Source organism: Methylomonas sp. MK1 (genome assembly GCF_000365425.1).
GTDB lineage: Bacteria > Pseudomonadota > Gammaproteobacteria > Methylococcales > Methylomonadaceae > Methylomonas.
In genome coordinates, this window is the sequence record NZ_AQOV01000001.1 from 739,515 (window position 1) to 751,908 (window position 12,394).

At 43.7% G+C, this 12,394-nt stretch carries 9 protein-coding genes; 2 read left to right on the plus strand and 7 right to left on the minus strand.

The window, feature by feature from the left end:
• Positions 1 to 526: 526 nt before the first annotated feature.
• A complete protein-coding gene (locus tag G006_RS24850) occupies positions 527 to 1,045 on the plus strand; it encodes a winged helix-turn-helix transcriptional regulator (protein WP_020481766.1) in 519 nt (172 codons plus the stop codon).
• 87 nt (positions 1,046 to 1,132) lie between these two features.
• Complete coding sequence (locus G006_RS26580) at positions 1,133 to 1,648, plus strand: IS630 family transposase (protein WP_020481767.1); 516 nt, start codon at positions 1,133 to 1,135, stop codon at positions 1,646 to 1,648.
• 113 nt (positions 1,649 to 1,761) lie between these two features.
• Here G006_RS26580 and G006_RS26875 read toward each other — a convergent pair whose 3' ends face one another.
• From G006_RS26875 to G006_RS0103485, 7 genes are all read right to left on the minus strand, one after another.
• Complete coding sequence (locus G006_RS26875) at positions 1,762 to 2,349, minus strand: TetR/AcrR family transcriptional regulator (RefSeq protein ID WP_020481768.1); 588 nt, start codon at positions 2,347 to 2,349, stop codon at positions 1,762 to 1,764.
• Positions 2,350 to 3,060: 711 nt separating this feature from the next.
• On the minus strand, positions 3,061 to 3,453 hold the full coding sequence (locus G006_RS0103460; RefSeq protein WP_020481769.1) for a hypothetical protein: 393 nt from the start codon (positions 3,451 to 3,453) through the stop codon (positions 3,061 to 3,063).
• 342 nt (positions 3,454 to 3,795) lie between these two features.
• Positions 3,796 to 4,950 (minus strand): alkene reductase, encoded by a 1,155-nt coding sequence (locus G006_RS0103465; protein ID WP_033193894.1) that lies wholly within the window; start codon positions 4,948 to 4,950, stop codon positions 3,796 to 3,798.
• Between the two features lie 202 nt (positions 4,951 to 5,152).
• The gene (locus G006_RS0103470; protein WP_020481771.1) at positions 5,153 to 6,028 is read right to left on the minus strand and encodes an isocitrate lyase/PEP mutase family protein; all 876 of its coding nucleotides are present in this window, start codon (positions 6,026 to 6,028) and stop codon (positions 5,153 to 5,155) included.
• 160 nt (positions 6,029 to 6,188) lie between these two features.
• Positions 6,189 to 7,631 carry an efflux transporter outer membrane subunit gene (locus G006_RS0103475; protein WP_020481772.1) on the minus strand — a complete coding sequence of 481 codons (1,443 nt, stop codon included), beginning with the start codon at positions 7,629 to 7,631 and terminating at the stop codon, positions 6,189 to 6,191.
• Positions 7,624 to 10,770 carry an efflux RND transporter permease subunit gene (locus G006_RS0103480; RefSeq protein WP_020481773.1) on the minus strand — a complete coding sequence of 1,049 codons (3,147 nt, stop codon included), beginning with the start codon at positions 10,768 to 10,770 and terminating at the stop codon, positions 7,624 to 7,626. Before G006_RS0103480 ends, G006_RS0103475 begins: the two co-directional genes overlap by 8 nt.
• Before the next feature lie 5 nt (positions 10,771 to 10,775).
• Positions 10,776 to 12,038 carry an efflux RND transporter periplasmic adaptor subunit gene (locus G006_RS0103485; protein ID WP_200860425.1) on the minus strand — a complete coding sequence of 421 codons (1,263 nt, stop codon included), beginning with the start codon at positions 12,036 to 12,038 and terminating at the stop codon, positions 10,776 to 10,778.
• Positions 12,039 to 12,394: the final 356 nt, after the last annotated feature.

The window sequence follows — 12,394 nt, forward strand, 5'->3', positions numbered from 1 at the left end:
CGGCTTCATTGATTTGTCCTTATTTTTCAGTGTGTTATGCGGATCATTGTAACACGAATTGCTTAACTTAACGGCATTGACCCCTTGCCTGATACATATAGTTGCTTAATCACCGCCATCATCACCTGTCACGGCAATAAGTGTCCTTGTTGATTGAGAAACTTTTCTCGCCGCATGACTTTGCCTTTGTTGTCGTATTCGGCATCAGTGAAACTGAGCTGCTCGTATTGTTCCATGCGCGTCATCTCCAAAACGGGGACTGACTCTCTAAATTATATCGCTGATTAATTCAGTTTTTTAAGACCGTTTTATATGCAAGGAATTGATTTTGTTATAAAACAATGACAATGTTACGAATTAATCAGAAGTTTTCTAATCAAACTGACTCATATCGTTAGTGACTTCACGATATAAACTTACTATATATTATGAATCCATTGCCAATATCTATATTGACTTCACTTTTTGAATGTAGTATGCTTTTGTGATTGATAAATTTGATCAAGTAGTCAATTAAGGAGAATTTATGAATGAAAAAAATAACGCATTATGTGAAAAACACCGTGATATGTGTTCTATTTCTCGATCGATTGACAAAATTGGAGATTCTTGGAGCCTTTTGATACTTCGTGACTTGAGTAATGGCCTATCAAAATATGAAGAGCTTAAGAATAGCCTCGAAATTCCCCCTGCTACGCTGAGCAAACGCTTGTCTGCGTTGGTCGGAGAAGGACTGTTGACAAAAGAAATCTACCAAGATAATCCGCCTCGCGCAAAATATGTACTTACAGATATTGGTAAGGATTTCTTGCCAGTATTGGCTATCATCATGATGTGGGGCAACAAGCATGCTTCGCCAAATGGTATTGATACGCAGCTGGTTGATAGTAAGACGCACAAAAAAGTCGTTCCCATTATCGTGGATCGAGAAACTGGTAAAGAGATCGACTTCACTAAAATCATCTATGCAGGCGGACCAGCTAATTCGCCAGGTAAAATCAAGCGTCTTAAAGAGCGCGGCATTCCACTGAATGCTGCAAAATAAAAATTAAGACAGAAGATAACCATAGTGTGACACCGAAACAAAAATTAGCCCAGGCCGCATAACCTCTACTTTTGAATTTGCTTAAAAATGGGAGATTACCGCAGGGACCCGGTCTTGGTGGAAAAGTGGCAGGCCGACGAATTTCCGGCATTGAAGGCTGAAACGAAACGCACGGGTGCGGTGATTTATTTTGCCGATGAAGCCGGCGTTCGTTCTGACTTTCATGCCGGTACGACCTGGGCGCCGGTGGATCGGACGCCGACCGTGAAGATGACCGGGCGTCGATATGGATTGAATCTGATCTCGGCGGTCAGCGCGCGAGGCGATTTTCGCTTCATGGTGCAAGAATGCAACGTCACCGCCGAGGTGTTTATCGAATTTCTGAAACGTCTACTACGCGGTGCCGAACAACCGATCATCTTGGTCGTCGACGGCCATCCGATTCACAAGGCTAAGAGCGTTAAAACATTTGTGGAGCAACAGCAAGGCCGGTTGCAGTTGGTTTTTCTGCCACCCTACGCGCCACAACTCAATCCGGACGAACAGGTCTGGGGCCATATCAAACCGCGCATCGCCAAGCAGATGCCGGAAAATAAAATCTAATTAAAGAAACTCGTTCAATCCGCCATGCATCGATTACAGAAACTCCCCCAAGTCGTGAAATCTTTCTTTAAACACCCTGAGTGTCAATATGCTGGCATGTGACAATACTTTCTTCAGGAGCAGTAACAATTTTCCGCATAATTTTTCTCAATCAACTCTTTAGCAGTTGATAGTGCAAATAATACAGGATCGCAACTATTTTTCATTTGGGCTTGAATTATAGCGCCAATCAGTAACTGCGTGAATTGTTCAGCCATTTTTGTTGAAACATCTTTAGAGAAATCATAATTAAGCTGCTCATAAAATAATTTTATGAGTGTACTGTTAAACTTTAGGGATTGATCTTTAATAAATTCAAGGTCCATTGATGTTTCAATAAAGACATTAATAAAAGCTGATCCACGATAGCCTTCCATGGAAGATAGTTCGGCAAAATAACTAAATATTGCAAGCGCTTTTTCAGTGCATATATTTTTTTTCTGCAATTCGGCACGTAATCTATACTCTAACACTTTACAATCTTTTTCTAAGTATTCTTTTATTAAGTCATTTTTTGATGGGAAATATTTATAAAAACTCATTTTGGCAACTTCTGAGCTTTTAACTATAGCATCTACACCTGTAGATTTGATTCCTTTTTTATAAAAAAGATCAGACGCTACATTTAAGATATGGTTTTTTAGTGCATTATTTTCATTCATAATAATTAAAGCTGTGCATATTAAAATTATTTAATTGTTTTATCTTGTCTTATTTCTGGCGAGTGTCGGCTTCCGGCGGGAAAGATTGCTAGCCATTCCTGACTAGCAATCGCGCCTACACCGCCACGTGATTACCTGAAACGCCCCAGATTGTCCGCGTCACATCGGCTTTGACCCAGCAAGGGGATCAAAGCTTTGGCTCTCCCATAACGACGCCACGCCATTTCGCGATACTTTGCAGTTTCCTAGTCGAAAAACCTACCGGCTCTGCAGCTTTCAGAGACCGCTCAATCTTAATTCGATAACGCAGCGTTTGCAGTTGTTCACAACTTTAGAGATCGTTAAAAGCCCAATTGCAACATTTTTTCTAAAAGAGTGTTGCGAAGAAATGCATGATTCAATTTCAACAAGGTTCTGTTTCATAAATTGGTACGCTTTAGAAGTTAGCTAATAGAAGTACTATTTCATATGCTACGACATTCTATTATTGAATTTCATCGCTTATCTCTTAATCAACTTATAACAGCATTGAGTTTCGCAACTTCAAATATTGGCTGTAGTCTCGAGTTTTCGTTTTCTTATAAATTTATGCAACAAAGTTGTATATAAAATTAATTCTAAATTTCAATAGGAATATTTAAAATAAAAACAATATTATATTAACTGTAAATTTTAGTATCTTTGAAAAGAGCACTGTCTAGTTTTTTAATTTCAATTAACGCCATTAATTAATAGCGCATAACCTATGCCTAAAAATCCAATTGTTGTTATCAGGAATGAAGATATAGTATATAAACGCCAATGTTTCTTTTTCCAAAAATCAGGATCAAAAGCTGCTATAGTAAAAACCGTCGGATTAGCAAAACCTCCAATTGCTACGCACCAGCAAGCAAACGCCGGCAAATCAATCCCGATACCGTAAAATCCCAAATTAAATAATGCCATCAAAGCATAATCTATATGTGCTCGGATCATTGTCTTGTAATCAACTAAAAACTTCCCATCTATACCTTCAATTGGAAACCAACGAGCAAATGTCATTATCCAAGCGGATACGATCAAAGCGGTTATGCAAAAAGCCGCTCCCAACAGCAAAATATTCATGAATTACCTCTTAATCAAATCAATAAAATCGCAGACGCGTGGAAAACGTATCTGCCAGAAATTACATTCTATACCAATCGGTACAGTTTATGTAGAGAACAACCGCTGTTTTGATCAAAAATCGAGCGTATATTGAAGTTTTTGACCCACTTTGACAGTAACTGCCGCTCAAAATGGGCGTTTTTCAGAGGTTCCTTAGGTAATTCAAATGAAGCGGCTGTTTTTTTCATTAGAAATAGAAATAATCACCTGGAATCGGGTAATAAAAACAATTATTTTTACTACCCGATTTTAGTACCATTTTCTGCAATCAACTTCATTGAAATCAGTTTTTATTGCAGGTCAAACTTCAACTGATGCCTTTTGATTGCCTTTAGAGAAATCATAAACGCTAAAATCGGTATACCCATTGGCATCGAATGCATAGAATGTATTCCGATCATAATGCGTCAATGGAAAGTCGTGGAAAATTCGGTTGGGAAGATCAGGATTGGAAGTAAAATGTCTGCCGAAAGCAATCAAGTCAGCAATCTCGTTGTCGATTGCATTTTCTGCGGTTGCAGGTGTAAAACCACCGGCAGAAATGATAATACCTTCATAGATACCACGTAATTCTTTTGTCGCAATGGCATCTTGGTTTTCGGCTATTGTATCCGCCCCGCTAATGCGAGGTTCAATAATATGAAGATACGCCAAGGCATAATTATTCATCCGACTAGCTAGATAACGAAACAAGGCGCGCGGATCGCTGTCTCCCATACCATTAAAGGTACTACTTGGTGAAATACGCACACCAACACGATTTTGCCCCCAAACACTGATGGTTGATTCAAGTATTTCTGTAAGTAAACGTACGCGATTTTCAATAGATCCGCCATACTCATCAATCCGGTTGTTGCTTTTATTTTGTAAGAACTGTTCGATGATATGACCTTGACCTGCTTGTATCTCTATACCATCAAAACCTGCATTTTTCGCATTTTCTGCAGCGTATCTGAATTGCTCAATAACATTTGGAATTTCATTGGTTTGTAATGCTCGATGTTCTGAAGGAAGCTCAAAGCCGTTCGGAGTCGAAACCACGATATTTTTATTCTGTAAAAATTCTTGATTAACAGAGGCGGTTATAGGGAGTTTTCCTTCGGTCAAAAGTGCATTTGTAGCACGACCTGCATGAGATAATTGCACAAATATCACGCCTTTTTTTTCATGAACCAAGTCAGTGATTCGTTTCCACCCTAGTACTTGTTCATCCGTATATAAACCTGGAGCTGTGTGATACGCACGTGCCTCAGCAGATACGGCCGTGGCTTCTGCGATAATCAAGCCACCTTCGGTAGCACGCTGACTATAGTGTTCTAACATCATATTGCTCGGTATAGCGTTAGGCCAATTTGCACGTAATCGGCTAATTGGTGGCATAACAATACGGTGATTAAGAGTGATATCGCCAACTTTTAGTGGGCTAAATAGTTTTTTCGAAGATTGAATGCTCATAATAATTACTCTGTTTTTTGATTTTGAGATAGTCTGTCTAACTTCAAATAAAAGCACTAATAACTAAAGTTAGTTATATTTTTATTCATTTGTTTTTTAAAGTTATTCACATAGAATCCGTCTCAGAATCACATTTTTCAATAATTGTAAATAGTATTAAATCGAATACTGAATATTTTCATTTATCGGCTTGCACCATATTTTATGGTTGCCCCCATAAACCGGTAGAAAGCTTTATTTTTTTGGCAATAATTTCGTGACCGTAATTCATCGATGTGGATGAAGTTTTACCGACTGCTTGATTGATATTTCCCTCTTCCAGCAGATCGAGGCCCGCTTGGTAAGCACTCCAAATAGCACGGGCATAAAGCCGTGAGCCTAGGCTCAATCGTTTCACTCCTATTTTTTGTAACTCCGCCCATGGCACGATACCTTGCATTGTTCCGATCAGCAGATTGACGGGTTTGGGGGCCACTGCTTTCACGATCGCGCGCACGGCGTCAATATCGGAAGGATACGGTGCAAAAAGCACATCCGCTCCGACTTCGGCAAAGGCAGTCAGTCGTCGAATTGTGTCATCCAAATCTGGCCGCCCCTGAATATAATTGTCAGTACGACCAGTAAGCACAATGCGACCTTTGGCGACTTTGGCAGCAGCTTTGATGCGAGCTACTGCTTTATCGAAATCGTGAATCGGATTTTCCGGATTAGCAGTAGTGTCCTCGATGCCTACCCCAGCGAGACCCGCAGCGATTGCAGCTTTCACGGTAGCTGCAACATCTTCAGGTTCTGGCCCAAATCCATCTTCCAAATCGCCATTTACCGGTAAACCGGTGACATCCACTATGAGGCGTGCGTGCGCAAGGTGTTCTTCCCGACTGACTGCATGCCTTCCATCTATTCGTCCGAGCGTAGTTGCCAAAGCAGCAGAGGATGTTGCAAGCGCTTCAAATCCCGCATCCATCATTATCAGAGCCGATCCTCCATCCCATACGTTTGGCATAATGAAGCCTTCTGGTCGTTCGTGAAGGGCTTTGAATTGTTCATAGTGTTCTTGTTGTATGACGTTCATATTCATCTTGTTCTCCTATTTTTTAAATAACAGATCTGCATAACGTTTACCGCTGATTGATCTAATAACAGTCGTGCTTGCTCTTACCCAAATAGGGTCTGAGAAGCCTTAACGGTCATAGATTTTCACGGGTTGTTTCCCTTTGTTTTTTTTCGAATTGATGAAACTATGAATCCCACCCACCGCCTAACGCGCGAAATACGCCTACGGCAGCGCGCGCTATATCCACTTGCTTTGCGCTGAGTTGATCACGAGCTACTAGTAGCAGGCGATCCGCGTCCAATACATCGGTCAACGTAATAGAACCCGCTTTATAGGATTGCTCGGAGAGGTCGCGGGCTTTCATCAACGCTTGTACTTCGCCCTCTTGTTCATCAATATGAATTCGTGTTTGAGCAAAGACGACTAGCGAATTTTCTACGTCTTCAGCGGCGCGCAAAATAGCTTGTCGGTACACTGTCAACGCCTCGGCATTAGCCCCTTTTGCCCGCATCACTTCGGCATCAATTTTGCCAAAGTCGAAAAGACGCCATCGTAGTGTTCCTCTGGCAATAGCCTGAAATGCACCACCTGTAAATAAATTAGCACTCGAAATACTATCGAAGCCTAGTAGGCCAGACAGCGAGATTTTGGGATAATATTCTGAAATAGCTTGACCGATTCTTTCATTTGAAGCGGCAAGATGTCGTTCAGCCGCAATAACGTCTGGACGACGACGCAAAACATCAACAGGACGTTGATCGCCAGGAATAGTCGGAAGAAACACTATTTCAGTAACAGGATGCAACTCTCTCATATATGTGCCAGGCTGAACACCCATCAAAACATCTAATCTGTTCATCTGTTGCTCAAGGCCAATTCGAAGCAACGGAACAGATGCGCGAGCCTGTTTTAAAAGAGCCTCGGCCTGCGCAACTTCTCGCCCGGTAGCGCTCCCCGCAGTATGGCGATCATGTACCAAGCTTAAAAGATGCTCATCATCTTTAATTTGCTGCTCTGCGATATTGAGACGTACTTGATATCCTCTTATTTGGAAATAAGCATCCGCCGCATCTGCCACGACAAGGATTCGTGCTCCAGCTTGATCTGCCTCTGAAGCTTGGAATTCCGCTTTTGATGCCGCTTCACCGCGCTGCAAGCCACCAAAAAAATCTATTTCCCAGCTTGCTGCAGGTCCAATCGTAAAATTGGTAAAATCGCGGCTAAAGTTAGGTGAATTTCTAGCAATTGAGCCAAACAGCCCCTCTTTGCTCAGAGTCTGGCGGGTAACGGAGCCATTAAACTCAATGGTTGGCAGAAGCTTTGCGCTACTTCCATCTGAGATAGCTCGCGCCTGAATTACCCTTGCTTTCGTTACATCAAGAAAAAGATTCTGATCCAACACTCGTTGCACTACTTTAAGCAACTCTGAATCATTAAATCCCATCCACCATCGATCTAAACTAGGTGAGACAGCCATTTCCTTGTCGACAACTTCGACTTTATTGTGAAATGGCACTAATTCGATATTAGGAGCCACATAATCCGGACCTACTGCGCAACCAGAGAAAGTTGTGCTGAAAAATAAACCAGCAAGTAAAGCTACAAATATTTTGAGCATACTAGTCATGACTAATTTCCTTTTTGCTAAATTTTTGTACAAAGGCGTAAAGCGCTGGTGTGAATAAGAGTCCAAACGCTGTTACTCCGAGCATTCCAAAGAACACTGTGGTTCCAAGGGATTGGCGCATTTCAGCACCCGCACCTTTGGCTACTACAAGAGGGAATACGCCAAGGATGAAGGCAAATGAGGTCATCAAGATCGGACGCAGACGTTCTTTTGCCGAAAGCGTTGCCGCATCTTCCGGCGTCCGCCCTTCATGATCTTCATGGTGCTTGGCGAATTCCACTATCAAGATCGCGTTTTTCGCAGCCAACCCGACCAGTACGATGAAGCCTATTTGCGCAAGAATGTCGATCGGCATACTCCGCATGTCCAGCCCGATAATAGCTGCTAGCAAGCACATAGGTACGATCAGCACGACTGCCAACGGTGTACGCCAGCTTTCATACTGCGCAGCCAGAACAAGGAACACGAACAAGGCAGAAGCCGCAAAGATCGCCAGTGTAGGCACGCCATGCTGCGCTTGTTGATGTGAAAGCTCTGTCCATTCAAACGACATACCTTGCGGAAGCGTTTGTTTAGCCAGTTCTTCCATCCGCTCCATAGCCGTACCAGAAGCGATTCCTGGCGCAGCAGCGCCCATGATTTCCGCGGCTGGGAACATGTTGTAACGCGGGATGCGATAAGGCATGGATTGCTCTTTGAAATCGGTCACAGCGCTCAGCGGCACCATTTCACCGGCAGCATTTCTCACTTTGTATTTGCCAATATCTCCTGGAGTTTTACGGAATTCAGCATCCCCTTGGGCGAATACGGGATAAGTGCGACCCAAATAATTGAAATCATTCACATATTGCGAACCAAGATATAACTGAATAGTCGAGAACACATCCGTTGGCGTGAGCCCGACTTTTTCAGCCTTTAAGCGATCGATGTCGGCATAAAGCGACGGCGCACCAGCATTAAATAGCGTGAACACTCCAGCAAAGGTTTTATCTTTATTCGCGGCAGCAACGAGATCGTTGGTCGCTTTTGCGAGAGCTTGTGGCCCAAGACCTTCACGATCTTGGATCATCATTTTAAAACCACCAGCCGCCCCCAACCCCTGTACCGCAGGAGGATTGATTACGATCAGATAGGCTTTCTTATAATCCGCGAATTTTTCGCGCATTTTCACCAGCATTTCCGCAGCAGTGGTACCGGGTATATACTCACCGTAAAGTGAGGGAAGTGACGTGAAGATCGTCCCAACATTAGAGGCAATTGTATTTGTCGTCACATCGAATCCAGCTGTGGGCGATGTATGTTTTATGCCAGGTATGCTCAATGCCATATCATTGACTTCACGTACTACTTCGTCCGTGCGGGACAGGCTGGAACCGGGCGGTAACATAACGATGATCGCCTCATACCCAATGTCCTGATCCGGAATAAAGCCGGTTGGCATACGCGACATTTGGAAGCCTGTTACGCTGATTAACCCGACATAAACTATAAGAATACTCGCAGTAACACGCACAAAACGGCTGGTCATATTGCCATAACTGATCGAGAGCCATGCGAATCCACGATTGAAGCGGTCGAAGAGAGGGTTCTTAAAGCGTGCTACACCGCGTGGCTTCTCATATAACTCGCCAGTCTTATGCGGTATTAGCAGTATCGCGCAAAGCGCTGGGCTCAGCGTGAGAGATACAAAACTCGAGATTATTGTGGAAGCAGAAATTGTGATCGCAAACTGTTTAAAGAAAAGCCCCGGAATTCCGAAGACGAAGGCCAAAGGTACGAAAACTGCGCAGAGTGTAAGAGTAATAGCAATTAATGCACCAGACACCTCGTTCATCGTGCGATGCGCGGCTTCTTTAGGTAGCATACCCGTTGCCATATTGCGTTCGACGTTTTCCACCACCACAATAGCGTCATCAACCACAATACCTACTGCTAGCACGAGGCCGAAAAGCGAGAGATTATTGATAGAGATTCCAAACATCGAGAGGATAGTGAAGGCACCGACCAGAGAAACGGGAATAGCTACCACGGGAATCAGAGTAGCCCGCCAGTTTTGAAGAAAGAGATACACCACGCCGACTACAAGAATAATGGCGATAAAGATGGTTTCGATTACTTCATGAATCGACTGGCTTACGAAGGTGGTAGGATCGTAAATGTTGATATAATCAACACCGGTAGGGAAGGATTTTTTAAGCTCGGCCATCTTATCCCAAATGGCGTGCTCTACCTCTACTACGTTAGCGTCAGGTGTCGGGATAACCCACCAAGGTGCGGAAATATGCTTATCAGCATAAGCGATTGAACCGTAATCTACAGAACCAATTTCAGCTCGGCCAATATCACGGATGCGAGTGATGCGACCTTGATTATCCGATTTGACGATAATGTCGGCAAACTGATCAGGAGAAGTTAACCGTCCGAGAGCTTCTACGTTGATCTGGAAAGCTGCATCGGTCGCCACTGGCGGGGCATTGAGATTACCAGTCGATACCTGTGCGTTTTGGGCGCGAAGGGCGCTCATAATCTCGCTGGCGCTGATGTTATAGGCTGCAGCTTTGTCTGGATCAATCCAGATACGCATCGCATACTGACGTTCTCCCAAAGCCCAAAAATCAGCTACACCGGGAATACGCGCGATCTCATCACGAACATGAAGCATGTAATTTGACAGATATTCGGCGCTACGCGACCCATCCGGTGAATAAACATGTACGCCTAGCAATAGCGATTGGATAGTCTTTTTCACCTGCACGCCTTGCAGCTGCACTTCTTGCGGCAAGCGTGTCAATACGTCCTGCACACGATTTCGCGTCAGCAACAGAGCGGTATTGGCGTCAGTGCCAACCTTAAAAATGACAGTAATCGCCAGCCTGCCATCACTGGTTGATTGGCTAGTGATATAGTCCATGCCCTCCACGCCATTGATCGCTTGCTCAAGCGGCGTCGCGACAGTGCGGGCAATGGTATCTGCAGATGCACCAGGAAATGTGGTCGTAATTTGAATTGTGGTGGGAACAATACTCGGATACTGTGCGATCGGTAATTTAACCATCGCTGCCAACCCGAAAACGATGATGAAGATATTGATGACTATCGCAAAACGCGGGCGATCTATGAAGAAATGTGTCAGTTTCATGTTGATTACTCTTTATTTTTTTGATTTACGGATTCGGTTTTCGCGTTCATTGGCTTCACTTTCGCGCCGGGAGCAGCCGAAGCCATACCTTCGACAATCACCAAGTCACTAGCGCCGATACCAGATTTGATGACGCGCATTCCATCATGTAAGTCACCTACTTCAACTCGCTTAGGCTTCACCGTTCCATCGTGATCGACGGTCAGTACGATATGGTTGGATTGATCAGGTGTAACCGCCGCATCCGGCACCAACAAGGTTGATTCAGCTGAAGTCAGAGCTAAGCGGACACGAGCGAAGCCGCCTGGAGTGAGTAACAGATCTTTGTTGGGAATTGTGGCTCGAGCACGGATGGTGCCGCTGGAACGGTCGATGGCGTTATCTACGAAATCCAGTGTTCCTGTGCGATTCAGTTTTGCGTCACCGAGATCCACATAAACTTTGCTAGCCAACTCGCCTTTCTCGGTCATGCGCTGACGTTGGAAGGTTTGGTAATCGGCTTCGCTCATATCGAAATTTAGGTAAATCGGGTCGAGAGATACGATGGTGGTCAGTAAGGTAGTTGGCCCGGTACCTGCGCGATTACCTGCAATCAGGTTGCCGACCGATACTTGGTGCGTGCCTATTTTTCCGCTGAAGGGAGCTATGATGCTCGCGTGATCAAGATCGAACTTTGCATCGCGTACCAGCGCCTTCGCTACGTTCACTAAAGCAGAAGCGGCTTGTTGATCGGCCAAACGTTGCTCTACGTTTTGTGTAGTACCGGCATCCGTTTCTTTCAGAACTTTTGCCCGTGTTAATTCTTGATTTGCCAACTGCAGCTTTGCCTGTGCATTTTCCAGTTGAGCCGTCGCTTGACTGTATCTGATTTCGTAAGGAGTCTGGTCAATGGTAAAAAGCGGATCGCCCTTTTTCACGAGATCACCGTCTTTAAAATGTATCTTTTCTAATGTACCGCCGACCTGGGGACGCAGTTCAACATGCTCAACGGCAGCAAACTGACCAAGGAACTTTAAGTGAGTTTCAAAATTTCCTTTCAAAGGAGAGCTAACGATCACGCTCGGTGGAGTCATAACTTGCTCTAAAGTTGTTTCGGTTGCAAAAAGTTCGTGCGCACAGTAGCCACCCATCATGACAACGCTAAAAATGATAAAACGATTAATTTTTTTTCCGCTTAAGGGCTTTTTTATTAACCGTGAATAGATCGGTGAGTTAGGCTGAGAAACGTACGGTTCGAAGTTTGAACGTTGAGAAGCTTCGTTATTCATAAAATGCCCTTTTGAATATTGTTTGTTTAATAGACTCTACGGAGGTAGTTATCGATGATGGCGTCATTGACTTGCTTTGCCTTCAGATCTGTAAATTTCGACACCGCAAGCCAGGTAAATTCACCTGGCTCGCCTACAAATGCTGCTTTAAAAACATCGCCAGATAAGCTAACGAACATATCTAACAATCCTGAAATAAAAAATTTTTCTCTTATAATTCATAATCTTTCCTTCTCATATCGCTTCATTTTTTGAAGCGACTGCAATTAGTGTAGATACTATTGTTTTTGCTGTCAATATATTTTTTGTATTGACTATGCATAATGTAGTTGATATAGTTTTATTGCCGATTAACG